The sequence below is a fragment of the Acidithiobacillus sulfurivorans genome, assembly GCF_018853815.1.
Taxonomy (GTDB): domain Bacteria; phylum Pseudomonadota; class Gammaproteobacteria; order Acidithiobacillales; family Acidithiobacillaceae; genus Acidithiobacillus; species Acidithiobacillus sulfurivorans.
This window is the reverse complement of sequence record NZ_JAAOMP010000074.1, coordinates 1-21,112: the sequence shown is the minus strand read 5'-3', so window position 1 is coordinate 21,112 and position 21,112 is coordinate 1. Positions and strand designations below refer to the sequence as shown.

At 54.3% G+C, this 21,112-nt stretch carries 21 protein-coding genes; 12 read left to right on the top strand and 9 right to left on the bottom strand.

From position 1 onward, the window contains the following. Positions 1 to 50 precede the first annotated feature (50 nt). From HAP95_RS06535 to HAP95_RS06485, 11 genes are all read left to right on the top strand, one after another. A complete protein-coding gene (locus tag HAP95_RS06535) occupies positions 51 to 671 on the top strand; it encodes a MotA/TolQ/ExbB proton channel family protein (protein ID WP_215883486.1) in 621 nt (206 codons plus the stop codon). Beyond that, positions 668 to 1,072, top strand: a complete 405-nt coding sequence (locus HAP95_RS06530; RefSeq protein ID WP_215883485.1) for an ExbD/TolR family protein — start codon at positions 668 to 670, stop codon at positions 1,070 to 1,072. The genes HAP95_RS06535 and HAP95_RS06530 overlap by 4 nt, the downstream gene beginning before the upstream one ends. A 24-nt stretch (positions 1,073 to 1,096) precedes the next feature. Next, positions 1,097 to 1,747 (top strand): lysophospholipid acyltransferase family protein, encoded by a 651-nt coding sequence (locus HAP95_RS06525; RefSeq protein ID WP_226832617.1) that lies wholly within the window; start codon positions 1,097 to 1,099, stop codon positions 1,745 to 1,747. Between the two features lie 3 nt (positions 1,748 to 1,750). Continuing rightward, on the top strand, positions 1,751 to 2,896 hold the full coding sequence (locus HAP95_RS06520; protein ID WP_215883483.1) for a hypothetical protein: 1,146 nt from the start codon (positions 1,751 to 1,753) through the stop codon (positions 2,894 to 2,896). Next, positions 2,893 to 3,906, top strand: a complete 1,014-nt coding sequence (gene lpxK / locus HAP95_RS06515) for a tetraacyldisaccharide 4'-kinase (RefSeq protein ID WP_215883482.1) — start codon at positions 2,893 to 2,895, stop codon at positions 3,904 to 3,906. Before HAP95_RS06520 ends, lpxK begins: the two co-directional genes overlap by 4 nt. Next, a complete protein-coding gene (locus HAP95_RS06510) occupies positions 3,896 to 4,078 on the top strand; it encodes a Trm112 family protein (RefSeq protein WP_024894835.1) in 183 nt (60 codons plus the stop codon). Before lpxK ends, HAP95_RS06510 begins: the two co-directional genes overlap by 11 nt. After that, positions 4,075 to 4,833 carry a 3-deoxy-manno-octulosonate cytidylyltransferase gene (gene kdsB, locus HAP95_RS06505; protein WP_215883481.1) on the top strand — a complete coding sequence of 253 codons (759 nt, stop codon included), beginning with the start codon at positions 4,075 to 4,077 and terminating at the stop codon, positions 4,831 to 4,833. Before HAP95_RS06510 ends, kdsB begins: the two co-directional genes overlap by 4 nt. 21 nt (positions 4,834 to 4,854) lie before the next feature. Next, the gene (ppa, locus tag HAP95_RS06500) at positions 4,855 to 5,376 is read left to right on the top strand and encodes an inorganic diphosphatase (RefSeq protein ID WP_010637163.1); all 522 of its coding nucleotides are present in this window, start codon (positions 4,855 to 4,857) and stop codon (positions 5,374 to 5,376) included. Between the two features lie 92 nt (positions 5,377 to 5,468). Continuing rightward, a complete protein-coding gene (locus HAP95_RS06495) occupies positions 5,469 to 5,852 on the top strand; it encodes a hypothetical protein (RefSeq protein ID WP_215883480.1) in 384 nt (127 codons plus the stop codon). A 144-nt stretch (positions 5,853 to 5,996) separates the two neighbouring features. Then, the gene (locus HAP95_RS06490; RefSeq protein WP_215883479.1) at positions 5,997 to 6,653 is read left to right on the top strand and encodes a peroxiredoxin; all 657 of its coding nucleotides are present in this window, start codon (positions 5,997 to 5,999) and stop codon (positions 6,651 to 6,653) included. A 149-nt stretch (positions 6,654 to 6,802) separates the two neighbouring features. Next, positions 6,803 to 7,510, top strand: a complete 708-nt coding sequence (locus HAP95_RS06485) for a type 1 glutamine amidotransferase (protein WP_215883478.1) — start codon at positions 6,803 to 6,805, stop codon at positions 7,508 to 7,510. Here the strand turns inward: HAP95_RS06485 and HAP95_RS06480 are convergent. The 9 genes from HAP95_RS06480 to HAP95_RS06440 form a co-directional block, all read right to left on the bottom strand. Beyond that, complete coding sequence (locus HAP95_RS06480; RefSeq protein WP_215883477.1) at positions 7,486 to 8,961, bottom strand: protein adenylyltransferase SelO; 1,476 nt, start codon at positions 8,959 to 8,961, stop codon at positions 7,486 to 7,488. The two genes, HAP95_RS06485 and HAP95_RS06480, sit on opposite strands and share 25 nt — an antisense overlap. Before the next feature lie 107 nt (positions 8,962 to 9,068). Next, complete coding sequence (clpA, locus tag HAP95_RS06475) at positions 9,069 to 11,327, bottom strand: ATP-dependent Clp protease ATP-binding subunit ClpA (RefSeq protein ID WP_215883476.1); 2,259 nt, start codon at positions 11,325 to 11,327, stop codon at positions 9,069 to 9,071. Between the two features lie 5 nt (positions 11,328 to 11,332). Next, complete coding sequence (gene clpS, locus HAP95_RS06470; protein ID WP_193651588.1) at positions 11,333 to 11,641, bottom strand: ATP-dependent Clp protease adapter ClpS; 309 nt, start codon at positions 11,639 to 11,641, stop codon at positions 11,333 to 11,335. Between the two features lie 173 nt (positions 11,642 to 11,814). Then, entirely contained in the window at positions 11,815 to 12,591 is a 777-nt protein-coding gene (locus HAP95_RS06465; RefSeq protein WP_215883475.1) for a peptidylprolyl isomerase, read from the bottom strand. A gap of 63 nt (positions 12,592 to 12,654) precedes the next feature. Continuing rightward, a complete protein-coding gene (locus tag HAP95_RS06460; protein ID WP_226832616.1) occupies positions 12,655 to 13,218 on the bottom strand; it encodes a DJ-1 family glyoxalase III in 564 nt (187 codons plus the stop codon). 109 nt (positions 13,219 to 13,327) lie between these two features. Further along, a complete protein-coding gene (locus HAP95_RS06455; protein WP_215883474.1) occupies positions 13,328 to 14,779 on the bottom strand; it encodes a S41 family peptidase in 1,452 nt (483 codons plus the stop codon). Positions 14,780 to 14,838: 59 nt separating this feature from the next. Then, positions 14,839 to 16,326, bottom strand: a complete 1,488-nt coding sequence (locus HAP95_RS06450; protein ID WP_215883473.1) for a murein hydrolase activator EnvC family protein — start codon at positions 16,324 to 16,326, stop codon at positions 14,839 to 14,841. Next, the gene (gpmI, locus tag HAP95_RS06445; RefSeq protein ID WP_215883472.1) at positions 16,327 to 17,856 is read right to left on the bottom strand and encodes a 2,3-bisphosphoglycerate-independent phosphoglycerate mutase; all 1,530 of its coding nucleotides are present in this window, start codon (positions 17,854 to 17,856) and stop codon (positions 16,327 to 16,329) included. Positions 17,857 to 17,922: 66 nt separating this feature from the next. Then, entirely contained in the window at positions 17,923 to 20,409 is a 2,487-nt protein-coding gene (locus HAP95_RS06440; RefSeq protein WP_215883471.1) for a glycogen/starch/alpha-glucan phosphorylase, read from the bottom strand. Between the two features lie 210 nt (positions 20,410 to 20,619). Between HAP95_RS06440 and HAP95_RS06435 the strand changes: the two genes are divergently transcribed. Then, positions 20,620 to 21,006 carry a rhodanese-like domain-containing protein gene (locus tag HAP95_RS06435; RefSeq protein WP_215883470.1) on the top strand — a complete coding sequence of 129 codons (387 nt, stop codon included), beginning with the start codon at positions 20,620 to 20,622 and terminating at the stop codon, positions 21,004 to 21,006. The last annotated feature ends 106 nt before the right edge of the window (positions 21,007 to 21,112 follow it).

The window sequence follows — 21,112 nt, the reverse complement described above, 5'->3', positions numbered from 1 at the left end:
CTTGTGCTATATTCCTGCTTCGTCCAATCTGATTGAATGCTGGAGGCGGTGTGCAGGAGTTGCTGCAGTTATTTAAACTGGGTGGTTTTGTCCTACCCCTTCTGATTCTCCTGGCCGTCATCGCCCTGGCGATTATCGGAAACCGTTTCTGGGTCCTGCGTAAGGCCCGCATCGCCCCTAAGGATCTCGCCCCCCGGGTCACTGATCTGGTGGAGTCGGGAAAAGTACAGCAAGCCGTCAAGCTGCTCTACGAAAACGATACCCCATTGGCGCGTCTCATGCTGGTAGCCTTGCAACAGGCAGGGCAGTCCCGGGATGCCATCAAGGAAACCGTCGAAGAAAGTGGTCGCCAGGAAGTCGCCCATCTCGACCGTTTCCTGAATTTTCTGGGAAGTATCGCCGGAGTTTCGCCCCTGCTGGGTTTGCTGGGCACGGTTTTCGGCATCATGCATGCCTTTGCGGCCATTGGCATGGTCGGGGCGGGTGATCCCAAGGCGCTGGCCAGCGGCATTGCCGAGGCGCTTATTACTACTGCCAGCGGTCTTATTGTCGCCATTCCCAGTCTGATGTTCTATCGTTATTTCAAGGGGCAAGTCGATGGAATGGTCCTGGCCATAGAAAAAGAAGCCTTGAAAGTGGTGAACACCCTTTCCGGCGGAGCAGGAAGATGAACCTGCGCCCGCGCGTCAATGAAGAGCCCGACATCAATGTGGTGTCCATGGTCGACATCGTGCTGGTGCTGCTGCTTTTTTTTATGGTGACCAGCAGTTTTGAGCATCAATCCCATTTATCCATGCAATTACCCAAAGCCCAGCAGGCCGCCGCCGGTTTGCCGAAAACGCCCATCACCATTGATCTCAGCGCCAGTGGACAGGTGCAGATGGACAAGCAGCCCGTGCCCATGGCGGATTTGTTGGGGCGGCTCAAGGCTCTTGCGGCAAAAGATCCGCAACGAGTGATTGTGTTGCGTGCGGATAAAAACACCACGCAGCAATATGTGATTGATGTGCTGGATGCGGCCCAGGCGGCGGGGCTGACCCGGATCAGTTTTGCCACTTTGAGTAATCGCTGAGCGGTGCGGCTGGAAGGGCGTTCCTTGCGCTTGGCTGCCCGACTGGCGGCCTATCTGATCAGGGGCATTTCTGCGACTTTGCGCTGGGAAGAGGTTGGCGACGCCCATGTGCGGCAAAGGATAGCCGCTGGAAAACCTTTTATTCTGGCCTTCTGGCATGGTCGCGGGGTGATGATTACTGAAGCTTACCGACGGGTGGGCGGTCGTGATATTGATGTGCTCATCAGCGAACATCGGGACGGTGAATTCATTGCCATGACCCTGGCTTATTGGGGATATTCCGCCATACGCGGCTCGACGCGTCGGGGGGCGGTAAAAGGAGGACGAGGGATGCTCAAGGCGGCTCTGAGTGGGCGAACTCTGGCGATTACTCCTGATGGCCCCAGAGGTCCTCGGGAGGTGCTGCAGAAAGGGGTCATTGATCTCGCCCGCATTTCCGGTCTGCCGATCATCCCGGTGAGTTATTCGGCACGGCGGGCCAAACGCTTTTCCAGTTGGGATGGTTTTTTGCTGCCCCGGTTAGCAACCCGTATTGTCGTTACCTGGGGCGAGGCGCTGTACATTCCTCGGGATGCGGACGAAGTTTTGCGGACCGAGCTGCAGAAGCAACTGGAAACAAGCATGATTGATTTACGCAAACAGGCCGACACGCGGGTGGGCCGTCAGTATGATTAAGTGATGAGCTATTACGAAAATGGTTTATTGCGCGGCCGCTGGGCGAGTTGGCAGGATGCCCGTGCTGGTCGCCGAGGACAGGCCAATGCGCGCTGGGGCTGGATTAAAGCCCCCGGTGAGCGCGGACCTATTCTCTGGATGCAGAGTTTCAGCGATCCCGACAATCAGCGCCTGGGTATTGAGCTGGCCAGAGCCATGGCGGAAAAACGCCGCGATCTGCGTATGGTCATGACTTTTGAAACGGAATATCCGCAGTTATTGCAGCAGCATACCGAATCTCTGGAGCGGCTGGGCTATGGTTTTGGGCCCTGTGATCATGCTCAGGCTGTGGAGCGGACTCTGGATAAACTCAAACCGCTGCGTTATCTGGCCTTGGGTCGGGTGCCGCGCAAGGGGCTGCAGGCTGCTCTGGAGCGGCGACAAATTCCTAGCGTACTGATGGCTGCAGACCCTCAAAATCCTGTGCCGACTATGCTCGAAGCGGTCTATCCCCGGGATTTGCAACAGGCTGAGCAGTGGCAGAAAAAAGTCAGCGGGGCACTGGTGCAGGAGCCCGTGGATTTTGCCACTCTTTTTACCATTGCCCAGGTTGATCCTAATTTCCGCAGTATGATCAGTGGCACGGATGAGGGTTTGCTATGGTGGGTGGAGGGGTTGACCGGAAAGCAATGGCAGGAGTGGCGCCAGGCCTGGGCGGCTTCGCCGCTTTCTCGCCAGGGACTGCTGTTTCTGGGCGGGACTGAAAGGCCACCAGACTTGCCGCTGTTGTCAAAATGGCGGCGTCAGCCCCTGCCCGCCGGCTCTGTCCTGGCCGTGGATGAAGACCGCTGGTATCCCGCATTGGCGGCGGCTGCTCAGGCGGTATATCTGCGATCTGCCGCATCTTCCCTGCAGTGGCAGGTTTATGCAGGCTCCCGACCCGTGTGTGTGCATCCGGGGGTCGTTCTCAATGCAGCCCGGCATCTGGAAGCCGGCGCTGTGGAAGTTTTGAGCAATCCCGGTCAGGTGCTTCAGCATTGGCAGGATTTATATGCCGATGTGATGAGTGCGCGCCAGCGTGGCGATGCGACCCGCCGGGTTTTCTGGCAAGAACGACGCCTGGCCGGAGAACGTCTTCCGGAATTTTTGCAGCGGGTTTTTGACTGGTGAGTTTCCGCCAGACCCTCGAACAGCAATGGCAAGAGGGTGGCTGGCTCGCCACGAGTTTACGACCGCTGGGGATGCTGACGGGCGCGGTCGCCACCTGGCGGCGGCGTCATATCCATGGGCGGGAAGCAGATATTCCGACCATTGTGGATGGCAACCTGAGTGTGGGCGGTAGTGGCAAGACGCCTTTGGTGGCAGCCTTGGCCCATTTGCTGCGGCAGGCGGGTTGGCAGGTTGCCATCATCAGTCGCGGTTATGGAGCGCATCCACCGCATTGGCCTTATCGGGTTCAGGCGAACGATTCTCCCGCGCGTGCCGGTGACGAACCACTGCTCCTGGCGCAACTGCAGAATCAAACCCAGGCAGTATATATTTGTCCTGACCGTCACCAGGCCATTGCTGCAGCCGTAGCCGACGGCTTTGATCTCGCTTTGCTGGATGATGGTTTTCAGCACCTTGCCCTGCATCCGAGCTTACGTCTGCTGGTGATGTCTGGTGCGCAGCCTTTTGGCAACGGCTACTGTCTTCCTGCTGGCCCGTTGCGCGAGCCTCGGGCGGCACTGGCGGCGGCTGACGCCTTGCTGGTGGATGCTGCCGCAGCCAGCGCCCTGGCGCAGACTGAATTTCCACCCCAATTCGGTTTTCAGGTGTGTCCTCAGGATTTACAGGCGGTTGCCGATCCACAACGTACCCGCAGCCTGGACAGTCTGGCCGGAGAGCGCTGGACGGCGGTCACGGGAATAGCCCGCCCGCAACGCTTCGTGGAGACCTTGGCTACTCTGGGGGCTGACGTAGGTGCGGAGGCCCGGTTTTTTCCGGATCATCACGTATTTACGCGTGCAGATCTGGAGACGCTGTCCCGCCCCCTCGTCATGACCGAAAAAGATGCCGTAAAATGTCGAAAATTTGCGCAGCCTGATGATTGGGCATTGCGGATTGCTGCCGAACTGGCACCGGATTTCATGCCCTGGCTGGAAAGGGCGCTATCAACCTGGAGAAATCATGAGCATTGATCGTCGTTTGCTGGATTTGTTGGCTTGCCCCCAATGCAAAGGAAGTCTGCAGCCTTGTGCACAGCGTCAGGCTTTGTGTTGCCCGCGTTGTCATCTGCAATATCCCATTCGCGATGATATTCCTGTTCTTTTGCTGGATGAAGCCAAACCCTACGAGGATAAACCCGCATGAGTTTTTGTGTGCTTATTCCGGCGCGCCTGGCTTCTACGCGCCTGCCGCGCAAGGTCATGCTGGATGTTGGCGGTTTGCCCATGATTGAACAGGTGCGGCGCCGGGCGCTCGAAAGTGGAGCCTCCCGGGTTGTCGTTGCCGCTGATCATCCGGAAATCGTTGAATGTATACAGAGCTACGGTGGAGAAGCAGTGTTGACGTCCACGGCTCATGTTTGCGGTACGGAACGTCTTGCCGAAGCTGCACGTCTGCTGGAATTGCCTGCGGAGGCCATTATCGTCAATCTGCAGGGAGATGAGCCCGGCATGAATCCCGCACTTTTGCAGGCTACAGCCAAACTATTACTGGAAGATACCGGCTTGCAGATGGCCACGGCTGCTGTTTCCATTGAGCACTGGGATGACCTGGCAGATCCTCATGTCGTGAAACTGATTCGCAATGATCTGGGCCATGCCCAGTATTTTTCCCGCGCGCCTATCCCCTGGTACCGGGAGCAATTTCCCTTGCGGGCAGGAGAACCTCTTCCTGGTTCCGGAAACTGGTGGCGACATTTGGGCTTGTACGCCTATCGTCATGGATTTCTGCAGGATTATGCGCAATGGCCAGCCAGTGCTCTGGAGCAAATCGAATCCCTGGAACAAATGCGGGCGTTGGAGCGTGGCGTGCAAATTGCGGTATATTGCGCAGCAGAAGCCCCTGCATCTGGTGTTGATACGGCGGCTGATCTGGAGCGGGTGCGTACCCTTTTTTCTTAAACCAACCTCAAGGAGTGTCGTATGGATCTGAAAAAAATACCGGCTGGTAAGTCCTTGCCGGATGATATCAATGTGGTGATTGAAGTCCCCCAGGGTTCTTCCGTCAAATATGAAATGGATAAAGAAGCGGGCGCGGTCTTTGTGGATCGTTTTCTGTTCACTGCCATGCACTATCCTCTCAATTACGGATTTATTCCCAACACGCTGTCTGATGATGGTGACCCCACCGATTGTCTGGTTTGGTCTCCCCAGCCGGTGGCTCCCGGTACGGTGATCCGGGCGCGTCCGGTGGGTGTGCTGATGATGGAAGATGAACACGGCATTGATGCAAAAATTGTCGCCGTACCCCATGAAAAAGTAGCTGGTGGCTATGCCGACATTCGCGATGTCGAAGATCTGCCGGAAAACATTCGTCAGCAGATTCGTCATTTCTTTGAGCATTACAAGGATTTGGAGCCCGGCAAGTGGGTGAAAATGAAGGACTGGGCTAACCTGGCCGAAGCCCGCAAAATCATCGAAGCCGACGTCAAAAGACACGGTTAGACTTTTTCTGTCGGGTTGCTCTGCCGGGGCTTGCCGCCCCTAAGCAGAGCAGGCAGACTAGGGGGTGACTCGCACATGCAGGAGACAACCCCATGTCTGCAGCACCGCCAGTACCCCGGAAACCGCAACAAAAAGGCCTGAAAAATTCCTTTCATGCCGCCCTGCACCCTGACGAGCCGCTCTGGCGAAGGGTTCCCAGCCGTGACGAAAACGGTCATCTTCTCGCTGACTTTCGTATGCTTATCCCTGGATTACGGGACCGTAGCGGCCTGCGCCAGCAACATACCTTGCGTATTATCAATGCAGTACTCAAACATTATGGTGCCTGGGTAGTATTTGCAGATATGAACATGCGCACCAATCTGCTCTGGGTAAGCATTCGTCCTCGCCCCGGTCTGACGCTGGAAATTCCCGCCGCCATCAAAACGCTGGTGCCAGAGGCTTTGTTATTGGCTCCATACTGGCGTACTGCTTGAGCTATCAGTTTATAACAAATCTAATATTTAACTAATAAAACATATATTGACAGTCTAAATTTATTATGGCATCTTGACTCTCGTAGTGAAGTTGAACAGTTCCTGACCCGTTGCTTCGTTGGTTATATAAAGAGGATGACTCAGATGACGATTCGTATTAATGATGTTGCTCCAGATTTTACCGTTGATTCCACAGCCGGAAAGCTCAATCTCCATGAATGGATTGGCGATAGCTACGCCATTCTCTTCTCCCACCCGCGTGACTTCACCCCGGTTTGTACCACCGAATTTGGTGCGGTGGCACAACTTGCTCCCGAATTCGCCAAGCGTAACACCAAGGTCATGGGTGTCTCTGTAGACAATGTGGAAGAGCACAAAAAGTGGAAGCGGGATATTGAAGCCTTTGCTGGCGCACCTGCCGATTTTCCGATTATTGATGATACTTCCCTGCATGTTTCCAAACTGTACGACATGCTTCCTGCGGATGCCTATCTTCCGGACAGCCGGACGGCAGCCAATACAGCTACGGTTCGCTCGGTATTTATCATCGGACCTGACAAGAAAGTACGGCTCACCATGCTTTACCCCATGTCAGTAGGCCGCAACTTTGCGGAAATTCTGCGGGCTCTAGATGCCATTCAGATTACCGATGGGGTGCCGATTGCTACCCCGGCCAACTGGGTACCTGGCCAGGACGTGATCGTGGCGCTGTCCCTCAATGATGAACAGGCCAAAGACAAATTTGGCGATCTCAATATCAAGCTGCCTTACTTGCGGATGGCTAAAGCCCCTAAAAAATAAGGGTAGAATCGTGTTGTAATCATGGCCCCGTCAGACCCATCCGGATTTGACGGGGCTTATGTATTATTAAAAACATTTTCAGTTGAATCCTCCTCATTCAGGGCATAGGCTGAGGGGTCGGGAGAAATATCGATGGAGGATTTTCAGCTATGCGTGTTCATGTTCTCCAGCATGTAGCTTTTGAAGGACTGGGTAGTATGGAAACCTGGCTTGAGGACCGCAAAGCCCGAGTGTCCTGGACGCGTTTTTATGAAAATAGCGCATTACCAGCCCCTGCAGAATTTGATCTGCTGATTATTCTCGGTGGTCCGATGAGTATTCATGATGTAGCCATTTATCCCTGGTTGTCTGCGGAAAAACGCTTTATACTCGAAACCATAGCGGCTGATTTACCGATTTTGGGCATTTGCCTGGGCGCGCAGCTGGTTGCTAATGTCTGCGGGGCGCGGGTTGTTCCGGGCAGACAGAAGGAAATTGGCTGGTTTCCCATATATGCAGAAGTATCTGACGCCGATCATTTTCAATTTCCCCGGCAAATACAGGCTTTCCATTGGCATGGCGAGACTTTTGATTTGCCGCCTGGAGCAACCCGTCTGGCCCATAGTGCGGCCTGTGAAAATCAGGCTTTTCAGTTGGGAAATCAAATCATAGGCTTACAATTTCATCTCGAAAGTACGGCGTTCAGCATTGATGCCCTGATCCGGCACTGTGCGAATGAAATTACTCCCGATCAGCCTACTATTCAGAGTGTGGAGCAGATGCTGGATGCTCCATCAGACGCTTATGAGCAAATCCACGCACAAGTTCAGCGCGTTCTGGATTTTCTCAGCACTCAGGTGCCACAGAAGGTTTTGTAAACTCCGAAGCTTTCGGGTGCGGGCTGCGCGTAGCTTTCCAGACCGGTGCGCTCAGTAAAAGGCTCGGCGAGTACTTCGAGCAGCTGGCGGAAAAGACCGAGATCGCGGTTTTGAGTCGCTGCATTCAGGGCTTCTTCCACTTTATGATTGCGCGGAATATAGATGGGGTTCACTTGATCCATCCGTAGTGCTCTTTCCTCAGCCTGCATGGGTTCCCGCGTCAGACGATCCTGCCAGCGTTGCAACCAGGCATCCACAGCAACGGCATCGTCAAACTGGCTGCGCAACGCCGCAGGGTTCCCCAAGGCTGCTGTCGAGAGGCTGCGGAATGCCCGGGTATAATCCACGGATTGACCTTCCAGCGTCGTCAGAAAGTCCTGGGCCAGTTCCTGGTCCTGTTCTTCTTCTGTGTGTAGGCCTAGTTTGGCGCGCATGCCCTGTAACCAGTAATCTGCATAAACTTTCGGGAAATGGTTGATGGCTTCGGTCAGTTGGCGAATGGCGACTTCGCTGTCGGGATCAACCAGTTCGACCAGGGTTTCCGCAAAGCGGGTCAGATTCCACTGGGCTATCAGCGGTTGATTGCCGTAGGCATAACGTCCCTGACTGTCTATAGAGCTGAATACGGTGGCTGGATCGTAGCGGTCCATGAAAGCGCAGGGACCATAATCAATGGTTTCCCCGGCAATACTCATGTTATCGGTGTTCATGACGCCATGGATGAATCCTGCCAGCATCCAGCGGGCAATCAGCGCTGCCTGCTGGTCGGCAACGGCATTAAACAGGGCGAGATAGGGATTTTTGACCGTTTTTAATGCGGGGTAATGACGGGCAATCGTGTAATCTGCCAGTTGCCGGACTTTTTCCTGATCATTACGAATCGCAAAAAACTGAAAAGTACCGACGCGAATATGGCTGGCAGCAATACGCGTCAAAATGGCACCGGGCAGAGGCGTGTCGCGATGAATGATCTCACCGGTGCTAACGGCTGCCAGTGCGCGGGTAGTGGGAATACCAAGTGCGGTCATGGCTTCGCCCATCAAATATTCCCGAAGTACGGGACCAAGGGCTGCTTTGCCGTCTCCACCTCGCGAAAAAGGGGTTCGCCCCGAGCCTTTAAGTTGAATATCCCAGCGTCGACCATCCGGGTCCAATAGTTCACCCAGCAACAAGGCTCGACCATCGCCCAGTTGTGGAGATAAATTACCAAACTGATGACCGGCGTAGGCCTGGGCTAAAGGTTGCACGCCATCCGGAATTTCATTGCCGGAAAAAATGGCAGCGCCCGCATCGCTGTCCAGATCGGCACCATTCAGCCCCAGTTGACTCGCCAGAGCATGGTTGAACAGCAGTATATGGGGAGAAGGCACCGTTGCCGCTTGCCAGGGGGCGAAAAATCCTTCCAGTTCGCGGGCGTAGCTGTTGTCAAAATGAAAGCCGTAAGTGCTCATGATTTATCGAACTATCCAGAATTCGGCAGAGAGCCCGGAGGCTTTTTGTGCCAACGGCACGGGCCAAAATTGCGGCAAAGCCTCGGGAACCTCTGCCGCTTTCAGATTCATTCCTGTGTCACCGCTTCGGGAATCCGCAATATCACTGCATCGTCTTCCAGTGTGGCGCTGATTCGGGTGCCCTTGGGCAGATCTCCAAAAAGAATATGCTCGGCCAGAGGCTTTTTCAGGTGTTCCTGAATGACGCGGGCCATGGGCCGTGCGCCCATTTGCGGATCATAGCCCTTATCGCCCAGCCATTTCCGGAGTTCAGGACTGATTTCGAGGCTGTAACCCTTGCCAAGCAGTTGCTCATCCAGTTCCATGATGAATTTGTCGACCACATGGAGAATGGTGTCCCGAGACAGAGCGCTGAAGGGCACAACAGCATCCAGACGATTTCGGAATTCCGGTGAAAATACCCGCCGGATGGTTTCCATTTCCTGACCACCTTCCAGTTCTGCAGGTTTCATGAAGCCAATGCTGGCCTTGTTTCGGGACTCAGCACCGGCATTGGTGGTCATGATCAGGACGACATTGCGGAAATCCACCGAACGACCACCGGCATCAGTCAGCTTGCCGTGGTCCATGACTTGCAGCAATACATTGAAAATATCTGGATGGGCTTTTTCGATCTCGTCGAGAAGCAGCACGGAATGGGGGTTGCGACTGACAGCTTCCGTCAGTTGACCGGCCTGATCATGCCCCACATAACCCGGAGGCGCGCCAATCAGACGGGATACCGTATGGCGCTCCATGTATTCACTCATATCGAAGCGCAACAACGGGATTCCCAGCAGGCTGGATAACTGGCGGCTGAGTTCGGTTTTGCCCACGCCAGTGGGTCCGGAAAACAGGAAAGTACCCACCGGTTTTTCTTGATGCCGGAGTCCGGCCCGAGCCATTTTGATGGCTGCGGAAAGCTCATGAATGGCTTTTGCCTGTCCGTAGATGACCAGGCCCAGATCTCTTTCCAGATTTTTCAGCGCCTGACGATCATCTAAAGAAACATTTTTACCGGGAATGCGCGCTACGCGGGCCACCATTTCCTCAATATCGTGGACGCCAATGCTTTTTTTCCGCCGGGAGGGGGGCAGTAAAGCCTGGGCCGCACCCACTTCGTCAATCAGATCAATGGCCTTGTCAGGCAGATGGCGATCATGAATATGCTTGACCGAAAGTTCCACTGCTGCCCGCAGTGCAGTATCGGTGTACCGGAGATTGTGGTGCTGCTCAAACTGGCCTTTCAGTCCGCGCAGTATTTGCACAGATTCTTCCTGAGAGGGCTCAGGAACGTCAATTTTCTGGAAGCGTCGGGTGAGGGCCCGGTCTTTCTCGAAATGCTGGCGGAACTCCTGATAGGTGGTGGCTCCAATACATTTAAGCTCGCCGGAGGCCAGCGCCGGCTTGAGCAGGTTGGAAGCATCCATGGCTCCTCCGGAGGCTGCTCCGGCACCAATCAGAGTGTGAATTTCATCAATGAAGAGAATGCTGCCCGGCTGTTTGCGCAGCGCTCTCAAAACCGCCTTGAGGCGCTCTTCAAAATCTCCCCGATAGCGGGATCCGGCAATCAGGGCACCCAGATCCAGCGCGTAAATGGTGACATTCTCCAGCATTTCCGGCACTTTCCCGGCAACAATGGCTCTGGCAATGCCTTCCACAATAGCGGTCTTGCCGACCCCCGGTTCACCGACAAACAACGGGTTGTTTTTGCGGCGACGCGCCAGCACCTGCAAGGCTCTGGTGACTTCTTCCTGCCGCCCGATCAGCGGGTCCAGGCGTCCGGCACGGGCCATGGTATTGAGATTGCGTGCATAAGCCTGCAGAGGGTCCTTGCTGTTGCCCTTTTTTTCGGGACTCCCTTCGATTTCTTCTTCTTCCTCGTCCATGGCTTCATCCTTGCGCATTCCGTGCGCCAGATAGTTGACAACGTCCAGTCGGGTAACGTGTTCTTTCTGCAAGAAGTAAACCGCATGAGATTCGCGTTCGGCAAACATGGCGACAATGACATTAGCCCCGGAAACGGCCTCTTTGCCTGCGGATTGTACATGGTAGAGGGCGCGCTGAATGACCCGCTGAAAGCCTACCGAGGGTTGGGTGTTGATGGTCCCGGCGGGACCCATGGTAGGCACCTTGCGCTCCAGAAAATTTTGCAACTCCATGGATAGATGCGCAGCATTCCCGCCACAGGCCTTGAGTACATCCAGCCCTTCAGGGTTGTCCAGCAGCGCCAGCAGCAAATGTTCTACTGACGCATACTCATGACCGTACTGACGGGCAATCTGAAATGCCTGGTTGATGGATTTTTCCAAGGCCTTGTCGATCATCGGGACTACTCCTTTTCCATGATGCAGCGGAGTGGGTGCTGGTGTTGTCGGGCATCTGCCGTGACCAGAGCGACCTTGGTTTCGGCCAGATCATAAGGGAATACGCCGCAGAGACCCTTACCCTGATGGTGTACGGACATCATCACTGCAACGGCTTCCTCATGGGGTTTATGGAAATAGGCTTCAAGAACATGCACGACGTAATCCATCGGCGTGAAGTCATCATTCATCAGCAACACCTTATACATCCTTGGCTCTTCCGTTTTTGGATCACGCTCCAGGATCGTACTACGGCGATGCTGCGTTTTACTCATTTCCCATGCTCCATGATTTACGTTGTCTGCCTCCATTGTGGCGTCTGCCCCGACCGCTGGCAAGGCGAAACCGCGTAAACAAACAGCTCAGGCCCGATTGAATATGGGGGCGGGCATCGACAAAAAAAAGCGCCGGGAAAATCCCGGCGCCAGTAGTTGCAAGACTGCTGCAATTACTTGGTAATGTTTATTTTTGCCTGACTGCGCAGGTTGGATACGAACTTGGCAGCTTCCTGCTGGGAAAGCTGGGCCTTGATACGATCCTTCATGGCACTCAGAGGCGGAGGGGTCAAAGCGCGCGTCGCCTGTACTTCAATGACATGGTAGCCGAACTGGGTCTGCACCGGACCTACAGGCTTGTCAATGGGTGCGGTTTCAACAGCTTGGGCGAAAGGCGGTACCACCATACCAGGAACAATCCAGCCGAGTTCGCCGCCATGAGCTGCACTGGCTTTGTCGATGGAGTCTTTTTCCGCCAAGGTTGAAAATTTCTTGCCAGCCTTGAGTTCGGCCATGATTTTGTCGGCTTCTGCCTTGGTTTTGACCAGAATATGCCGGACTTCGTATTCTTTTTTGCCCATGGCCTGCACAAATTTGTTGTAAGCAGCCTGGATATCAGATTCGGGAACCGGATGCTCCTGAACATATTGGTCCACAGCGGCATCTGCCAGGATCTGGCGCTTGGCCATAGCCAGTCGTTCTTTGACATCAGGAGACTGTGCCAGGTTATGGCTGGTGGCATACTGGGACAGGACTTCCATGTTGACCAGATTCTGCACGACCTGCTCGTGGGCATTGGGCTCTTTGGCCAGCGCCGGACTCATGGACATGATGGCCTGGACTTCACTATTGTCGATGGGGGTACCATTGACAGTGGCTACAGGAGCAGCAAAAGCAGGTACTGCAAAAGCGCTGACAGTGGCAGCAAGAATGACCGCGCGAAGTTTCATAAATTTTCCTTCAGGTTAAGTGATGCTTCCCTATTATCCATAGTCACAGACAAAGGGGAAGTGTTAGCAGGAACTACGTTGCAGTGGAATTTCTGTTTCCTGTCTTTTTTCAGGTCCCAGAAGGAGTTCCACCAAGGTAAGGGCAAAATCCATAGCCGTACCAGGACCCCGTGAACTGATCAGTGGACCATCGACAACTACGGCAGAACTTTCATAATGATATTCCTTGCTGAGCGGATCCAGCACACCCGGATAGGCCGTTACATGGCGGTTTTCCAACAGGTGTTGGCGGGCCAGCAAGCCCGGTGCCGCACAAATGGCTGCGATCAGTTTCCCCTGCTGTTTCCGCTGTTGCAGCAACTCCAGTAAAGGACTGTGTTTTTCGAGGTTTTCAACGCCGGCTGCTCCTCCGGGAAGCACAATCACGTCCATCTCGGTATCGGCCAGCTCATCCCAGGTGGTGTCCGGGACCAGGCAAAGGCCGCGACCACCGGTGACCGGACCCGGGCGCAACGCGACGATCGTCACCTGACATCCGGCACGGCGCAGAATGTCACTACAAATAACGACTTCCATATCTTCAAAGCCGTCGGCGACCGGTATGAGTACCTGAATGGCTGAAGACATTAGCCAGCTACCCCGTAATTTTTACCAAAGTGCATGATTGCCAAATCCGCTCATTTCAGAAACCACGATGATTTGACCGCATTTTCATGGGATTTATCCCGGTTCAATTTTATTGACCAGAGGCAACAGACAAGGGAATCACTTCCTGAACGCTATGACCATTTTCATCAACCGGTACTGCCTGTTTTTCGAGAATCGCCAAAGCCTCGTGCAAGACATAATCTTTTTCCAGGTTCGGCTTGAGGACGCTGGCGGCTGCCATGGCTTCTTCCGAAGCGGAGCCACTACTGGTTTTTGCCGTGACGAGGGTAGGCTTGCTTACCGGTGCCGTGATGGTGTACTGCGGTTTCACCTTGCTGCAAGTATCGGGTGCTTTGAGAACGCCCTGTAATTCCGATTCCTTGAGCAGATCTTCATCCATTGCCCGCAACTGGGGATTGGCAGGCTGAATTTCGACATTGGGCACAATGCCCTGACTTTGAATGGAACAACCCGCCGGCGTGTAGTACAGGGCGGTGGTCAGCTTGAGTGCGCCACCATTACTCAGGGGCATGACGGTCTGGACAGAACCCTTACCAAAGCTGCGCTGCCCCATGATGAGGGCACGATGGTCGTCCTTGAGTGCCCCAGTGACAATTTCGGCAGCCGAAGCAGAGCCACCATTGATCAAGACGATCATGGGTGCGCCGTGGAGATAATCCGGGCCATGTGCCGTAAAGCGCATGTCGCTGTCAGGGGTCCGGCCCTTGGTGTAAACAATCAGTCCCTTATTTAAAAACGTATCTGCTGTTTCTACGCCAGCGCCCAGGACTCCGCCGGGATTATTGCGTAAATCCAGAATCAGACCTTTCAGGTGTCCATGAGCCGCTTTTTCCAGTTGCTCCACGGCCTGGCGCGTTTCCCGACCGGTGTTCTCCTGGAACTGACTGATGCGAATATAGCCGTAATCTGGTGCCAGCATGGCGGAGCGTACACTCTGGACCTTGATAATGGCGCGGGTGAGGGTCAAGTGGATGGGCTGATTCTGATGCGGACGCAAAATGGTCAGGGTGACCTGTGTGCCCGGTTTACCGCGCATCATGTCCACGGTTTTCTGCAGACCAACGCCCTGCAATGCCTTGCCGTCAATTTTGACAATCAGGTCTCCAGGTTCGATGCCGGCTTTGGCGGCCGGAGTGCCATCCATGGGGGATACGACCTTGAGTACGCCATGATCTCCAGTCACCTCAATGCCGAGGCCACCAAACTTGCCATCGGTGACCACCTGCATGTCCTTGAATTCCTTGGGTGTCAGGTAAGCGGAGTGCGGGTCGAGGGCACTGACCATGCCGCTGATGGCACCGGTCATTAATTTTTTGTCAGAAGTAGGGTCCACATAATTGGATTTGACGATTTCAAAGACCTGACTGAGGGTTTGGATTTGCTCCAGAGGGATGTGCTTCTGATCCGTATCTGCGTAAGCACTGCCCGCGTAACTGCTGCCCAGGCCCAGCACCAACAGGACGCTGAGCTTGAGCCAGGTGTCAGCCGGGCGCGACAGGATGCGATTGAGCGGGATCATAATGCATTTCTCCAAAAAGCATGCGTCCGGTTTCCAGAAATTGGAGGATCCGGATGAAATCAGTTGTGAATGTAATCCAGAGGATTGACGGGGTGACCGGCGTTGCGAATTTCAAAGTAAAGTCCATCATTACCCAGTTCACCGCCACTGCCTACCGTGCCTACCTGATGCCCTGCAGCGATTTGTTCGCCGACATGGGCATCGGTGGAACCTAGATGTCCATATATGCTGAGCAGGCTATGACCAATCTGAACAATCACAATTTGTCCGTAACCTCTGAGTGGGCCAGCATAAAGTACCATGCCGGGAGCAATGGCGCGAACCGGTGTTCTTTGTGCCGCCTGAAAAGTGATACCCTGCCAGTCGAGACCGCCGGTGACGCGCGGACTGCCATAGCGTGCGGTAATGGGACCGTTAACGGGCGCTGGATAGCGGCCATGGCCGATGATCGGGGTGCTGGGCGGGCTGATGCTCGGACTGGGAGCAGGCCGGGGTGCTGGCGGCGGGGGTGTTGATGGTGAGACCGGTGCCGGAACAGGTTTCTGGGGAACCGTGGTAATGTGAGGTGGATGAACTTCGGTAGTCGGAGGCGCAGCATTTTCGGCAGCACGTTGGACTTGTTCCGCACGCTGTTGTTCCTCGGCTTTTTGCACCGCTGCAGCGCGTTGTTCGGCGCGTTTTTCTGCAGCCAGACGGCGTTGTTGTGCCGCTCTTGCCTCGGCGGCGGCGCGTGCTTGCGCTGCCGCACGCGCCGCCGCTTCGGCCGCTGCCTTGCGTCGCGCTGCTTCGGCAACAGCCTCCTGGTGCCGGAACTGAACCACCAGACGACTCACCAAGCCATTAAGAATATTGGCGTTAGCCTGCAATTCGGCAATTTTGGCCTTGTCTTTGGCGATCCGGTCGGTCAGCTGATTTTCGAGAGTGGCATGTTGCTGGCGCTGCTGATTCAGCGTGTTTTCCTGGGCCTGGATTTGCGTGGCGATTTTCACTAATCCCGCTTCTCTCAGCTCTACCTGGCGTTGTGTCTGAACAATTTGTGCCGCCGTATTTTGGGTTTTTACAATGAGCGCACTACGGGATTTAGCCAGGGAAGCATAATAAACGCTCATCCGTCCCAATTCTCCGGGCTTTTCAGTTTGTAGCCAGACCGCGAGGGGGGTTGTGCCACCAAGCATATAGGCCCCCCGCAATTGTTTACCCAGAATTTCTTTCTGCTGGACTAATTCTGCCTGCAATGCCGTTATTTTTTGTTTCAGTTCATTGAGTTTTATTTGGGTTTGTTGTTGTTGCGCCTGAATGCCAGCCAGCTTTTTTCGGGTTGTCGCAATTTTTAGATCAAGCGTCTTGATTTCGTCGCGCAGTTCAGCCTGAGTTTTTTGACCGGCGTTCAGATGGGCCTGGATTTGACCCAGATTCTCGTGGAGATGCTCCAGTTTTTCGCGGTTATTCTGGATTTTCTCCTGAAGAGAACTGGCATCTGCTCCCAGTGGGAGTAATCCGGTCAGCATCAGCAGAGTAACCGAACGGAGCAAAATCCTCGAGGTCATTTAGGCAGTCTGCACCAGATTTTTTCCACCCATTTCCGGTGGTATGGGCAAACCCATAAGATGTAGAAGCGTTGGCGCCAGATCTTCCAGAGCACCGCCCGACAAGAGCTCGGCGGGACGTCCGATATACAACAGGGGCACCGGGTTGCAGGTATGCGAGGTGTGTGCCTGACCACTTTCGGTATCCAGCATCTGCTCAACATTCCCATGGTCTGCCGTAATCAGGACTTCTCCACCGACATTACGTACGGCGCTGACAATACGTCCGAGGCTTTGATCGACGGCCTCTACTGCAGCAATGGCGGCACTGAGTTTGCCGCTGTGGCCGACCATATCGGGGTTGGCAATATTGCAAATGATGGCATCATATCGGCGACTTTCCACCTGCTCTACCAGCGCGTCCGTCAGGGCGCTCACACTCATTTCCGGCTGCAGATCGTAGGTGGTGACCTTGGGAGAAGGAATCAAAATCCGGTCTTCGCCAGGATATACAGTTTCATCGCCACCATTCAGAAAGAAGGTTACGTGCGCGTATTTTTCCGTTTCCGCAATGCGTAACTGATGTAATCCATGTTGGGCAAGCCATTCTCCGAAGGTGTTTTTGAGCCGGGTCGGGGGGAAAGCCACGTGAACGTCAAAATGTTCACTATATTCAGTGAGTGTCACAAAATCTGCGAGTTTGGGTGTGGCCTGACGGGGAAAGCCGTCGAAGTCGGCCTCAATGAAGGGGCGGGTAATCTGCCGGGCGCGATCAGAACGAAAGTTCATGAACAGGATGGCGTCATGATCCTGAATACAGATGGGCGTGCTGCCGATTTGTGAGGGAGCAACAAATTCATCACTTTCGCCCCGGGCATAAGCGGCCGCCAGCGCCTCCTGACCGGTGGCATAATGGGTACCTTTGCCAAGAGTAAGCAAATCATAAGCCTGTTGTACCCGATCCCAGCGATGATCCCGATCCATGGCATAAAACCGTCCAATCAGCGAGGCCAGTTCTCCACCATGGGTTTTTAATTCGGCGGACAGTTTTTCCAGAGAATTTTCCGCACAGCGGGGTAGGGTGTCGCGTCCATCCAGAAAAGCATGCACATACACCCGCTCCGCTCCCCGACTTCGGGCCAGGCGCAGAGCCGCAAACAAATGTTCTTGGTGGGAATGAACCCCCCCCGCCGAGAGTAATCCGAGGATATGGACCGCTCCGCCCTGAGCTTTGGCCGTATCAACTGCCGCACAAAGTGCGCTGTTTTTATAGAAACTTGCGTCCATGATGCCACGGTTGATGCGTTCGTATTCCTGGTAAACAACCCGTCCGGCCCCGATATTGATATGCCCGACTTCACTGTTGCCCATCTGCCCGCCGGGCAGCCCGACGGAAGCCCCGGAGGCATTAAGGAGATTATGAGGATGGCTACGCCACCAGCCGTCCCAGTTAGGCGTATGGGCCAGGGCAATGGCATTGTTTTCAGGATCTTCGCGATAACCCCAGCCATCCAGGATCAGCAACAGTAAGGGGCGCGGTGTGTGGGCCATCAATTTCCTCTAAACCGGGAAGGAATACAAATTAAGGACGCATTAAAGCAGATCAGGCGAATTCTGTCATGGGGTGATCACCAGGGGTTTGAGATGCCAGATATCGGCATTATATTCCCGAATGGTGCGGTCGCTGGAAAATACGCCGCTGGCAGCGCTGTTCAAAATACTCAGACGCTGCCATTCGGTCTGGTCACGCCACAATGCTGCTGCCTCCTGTTGTTTCAATTTATAGCTGGTGAAGTCGGCCAGTACCATCCAGGGATCATGCGGATTATTCAGGGTGTGCATGATGGGATCAAAAATGCCCGGTTCAAAGGCATTGAAATACCCGCTGTGCAGGAGGTCCATCACTCTCTGCAGATCGTGGTCGGCCCGCAAATAAACTTCTGGTTGATAGTTGCCCCTTAACTGACTGACTTCCTGGGCATTCAGACCAAAAAGGAAAAAGTGTTCGGGCCCGACGGCATCGCGGATTTCAATATTGGCACCATCCAGCGTACCAATCGTCAGTGCGCCGTTCATCATGAACTTCATGTTGCCGGTTCCTGAGGCTTCCTTGCCTGCTGTGGAAATTTGCTCGGACAAATCTGTGGCTGCACAAATCTGTTCCATAAGAGAAACCCGGTAGTCCGGCAGGAAACAGACCCGCAGGCGACCGGCGGTATCGGCATCATGATTGACCACGCTGGCAATGTTGTTGATGAGTTTGATGATCCGCTTGGCCATGAAATAACCGGGTGCGGCTTTCCCGGCGAACAGAACATTACGCGGGGTGACTTCGGAGCCTTCACCGCGTTTGATGCGATCGTAAAGGTGAATGACATGGAGGGCGTTGAGCAGTTGCCGCTTGTATTCATGAATGCGTTTGACCTGGGTATCGACCATGGCACCCGGAATAAAATGCACGCCGGTTTGTTCCAAAACCAGCTTGGCGAGGCGGGCCTTGTTGATTTGGCGGACTGCATCCCAGCGTTTGCGGAACGTGGCGTCTTCTGCAAAGGGGGCCAGGGCCTTGAGATGATCCAGATCGTTCTTCCACTCAGGACCAATTTGCTCGGTAAGCGGTTCCCGCAAGGCGGGATTGGCCCACTGCAACCAGCGCCGGGGCGTGACACCATTGGTTTTGTTGTTGAACTTTTGGGGCCAGAGCTTATGAAAGTCGGCGAACAGTTCGTCGCAAAGCAGTTCGGTGTGCAGTGCGGCTACGCCGTTGACTGAAAAGCTCCCCACTACCGCCAGGTGTGCCATGCGGACCATTTGTTCGCCATTTTCCTCAATGATGGACAGGCGTTGTAGTAAGGCATTATCCCCTGGTGCCCGACGGGCCACTTCCTGTAGAAAACGACCATTGATTTCAAAAATAATTTCCAGAAGGCGTGGCAGGAGTTGGCGAAACAGGCGTACCGGCCAGCGTTCCAGGGCTTCCGGAAGCAGGGTGTGGTTGGTATAGGCCATGGTGTGGCTGGTGATTTTCCAAGCGGTATCCCAGTCCAGGCCATGTTCATCCATCAGCAGGCGCATCAGTTCCGGTACTGCGCAACTGGGATGAGTGTCGTTGAGCTGAAAACAGTGATGTTTGGCAAAATGGGTAAAATTTTCACCATGTACCGCGACCCAGTCAGTCATCACATCCTGAAGACTGGCCGAGGCCAGAAAATACTGCTGACGCAAGCGCAGTTCCTTACCATTTTCACTGCTGTCATTGGGATAAAGCACCATGCTGATATGTTCAGCATTATTTTTGGCCGCTACGGCTTCGGGATAGGCACCCGCATTGAATTCGCCGAGATCAAATATATCGGTGGAGGCAGCGCGCCATAGCCGCAGGGTGTTGACGACCTCATTGCGATAACCCGGTATGGGAATATCATAAGGAACAGCGAGGACATCGTGGGTATCCACCCAACGATGATGTAACTTGCCCTGAGCATCCTTATACACATCGCTGCGCCCAAAAAAATGAATGTGACGCACGCGTTCTGGTCGTTTCAGTTCCCAGGGATAACCATTTTTCAGCCAGTGATCGGGTTCTTCGACCTGCTCGCCCCCACGAATTTCCTGACGAAACATGCCATAACTGTAGCGTATGCCATAACCCGTGACGGGGAGCCCCAGTGACGCACAACTATCGAGAAAGCAGGCAGCCAGACGACCCAGTCCGCCATTCCCCAGACCCGCATCGGGTTCTGTCTCAATGACGTCTGTCAATTGTCGATGTTCATTCTCGAGCACTGACCCGGCCGCTTCTTCCAGCCCGAGATTGAGCAGGGTGTTACCCATGGTACGGCCCAGCAAAAATTCGAGAGACAGGTAAAAAGTGCGCTTACCCTTCTCTTCCGCTACTTTCTGCTGGGTTTTTTTCCAGCGTTCTACCAGACGATCACGCAGGCTCATGGACAGCGCGGTATATACATTAATTTTCGAGCCGGTTTCTGCTTCTGCACCCAAGGTATGAAACAGGTAATGACGGGTATCAGTGCACAGGCTGCTGGCATCCATGCCAAGAGGGGGTAAGACACAGGCGTTTTTCGCAGGACGTCTGGCAGGCATGATGTAGCTCCTCATGTGCGGATGGTCGACACCCCCATCATAGAATGATGTTATGGGGAATTGAAAGGGGTTATGGTGACGGAATTTGCAGATATTTTATGGATGGGCACTATTTCAGATCAGCGTGGCAAAGATGCTAATCTTGAGGTGATAAAAATACCTCTGACCAGAGATCCGGTCAGCGTTCATTCCCTTGAAAAGGAGCCGTCCATGGCTAAATCTTTGGCTGATTTTATTCGCAGTGCGCGCAGTCAAATTCGTGAAGTGGATTGCGATACTCTGGAAGACTGGCTGCGTACCCGCGACGATTTGGTGCTGGTGGATGTGCGGGAAGCCCATGCTTTTGTCGAAGGGCATCTACCCGAAGCCATTCATGTTCCTCGAGGCTATCTGGAAGCCCTTGCTGATCCGGATTACGGGCATTGCCACCCGGTGTTATCCCAGGCGCGGGATCAGGTGGTGGTGTTGTACTGTGACAGCGGAACGCGTTCTGCACTTTCAGCGGTCACTTTGCAGGAAATGGGTTTTAGCGAGGTGTATAACCTGGGCGGGGGCATCAATGTCTGGGATGCAGAAGATAAGCCTATTGTGACCTGATTGGTTGACCTTCAATCGGGCGGCGGGCAGCAAGGCTTTTTGCTCCAACGTCCCTTGCCTGTTGTTCTAAGGCTCATCCTGCTGTCAGGAGAGAACTCGCCCTTTG

What these genes read in the sequence shown, in the direction of transcription:
- HAP95_RS06530 (WP_215883485.1), top strand. Translation starts at nt 668, where the DNA reads ATGAACCTGCGCCCGCGCGTCAATGAAGAGCCCGACATCAATGTGGTG.
- HAP95_RS06520 (WP_215883483.1), top strand. Translation starts at nt 1,751, where the DNA reads ATGAGCTATTACGAAAATGGTTTATTGCGCGGCCGCTGGGCGAGTTGG.
- HAP95_RS06510 (WP_024894835.1), top strand. Translation starts at nt 3,896, where the DNA reads ATGAGCATTGATCGTCGTTTGCTGGATTTGTTGGCTTGCCCCCAATGC.
- kdsB (WP_215883481.1), top strand. Translation starts at nt 4,075, where the DNA reads ATGAGTTTTTGTGTGCTTATTCCGGCGCGCCTGGCTTCTACGCGCCTG.
- ppa (WP_010637163.1), top strand. Translation starts at nt 4,855, where the DNA reads ATGGATCTGAAAAAAATACCGGCTGGTAAGTCCTTGCCGGATGATATC.
- HAP95_RS06495 (WP_215883480.1), top strand. Translation starts at nt 5,469, where the DNA reads ATGTCTGCAGCACCGCCAGTACCCCGGAAACCGCAACAAAAAGGCCTG.
- HAP95_RS06490 (WP_215883479.1), top strand. Translation starts at nt 5,997, where the DNA reads ATGACGATTCGTATTAATGATGTTGCTCCAGATTTTACCGTTGATTCC.
- HAP95_RS06485 (WP_215883478.1), top strand. Translation starts at nt 6,803, where the DNA reads ATGCGTGTTCATGTTCTCCAGCATGTAGCTTTTGAAGGACTGGGTAGT.
- HAP95_RS06480 (WP_215883477.1), bottom strand. Translation starts at nt 8,961, where the DNA reads ATGAGCACTTACGGCTTTCATTTTGACAACAGCTACGCCCGCGAACTG.
- clpA (WP_215883476.1), bottom strand. Translation starts at nt 11,327, where the DNA reads ATGATCGACAAGGCCTTGGAAAAATCCATCAACCAGGCATTTCAGATT.
- clpS (WP_193651588.1), bottom strand. Translation starts at nt 11,641, where the DNA reads ATGAGTAAAACGCAGCATCGCCGTAGTACGATCCTGGAGCGTGATCCA.
- HAP95_RS06465 (WP_215883475.1), bottom strand. Translation starts at nt 12,591, where the DNA reads ATGAAACTTCGCGCGGTCATTCTTGCTGCCACTGTCAGCGCTTTTGCA.
- HAP95_RS06460 (WP_226832616.1), bottom strand. Translation starts at nt 13,218, where the DNA reads ATGTCTTCAGCCATTCAGGTACTCATACCGGTCGCCGACGGCTTTGAA.
- HAP95_RS06455 (WP_215883474.1), bottom strand. Translation starts at nt 14,779, where the DNA reads ATGATCCCGCTCAATCGCATCCTGTCGCGCCCGGCTGACACCTGGCTC.
- HAP95_RS06450 (WP_215883473.1), bottom strand. Translation starts at nt 16,326, where the DNA reads ATGACCTCGAGGATTTTGCTCCGTTCGGTTACTCTGCTGATGCTGACC.
- gpmI (WP_215883472.1), bottom strand. Translation starts at nt 17,856, where the DNA reads ATGGCCCACACACCGCGCCCCTTACTGTTGCTGATCCTGGATGGCTGG.
- HAP95_RS06440 (WP_215883471.1), bottom strand. Translation starts at nt 20,409, where the DNA reads ATGCCTGCCAGACGTCCTGCGAAAAACGCCTGTGTCTTACCCCCTCTT.
- HAP95_RS06435 (WP_215883470.1), top strand. Translation starts at nt 20,620, where the DNA reads ATGGCTAAATCTTTGGCTGATTTTATTCGCAGTGCGCGCAGTCAAATT.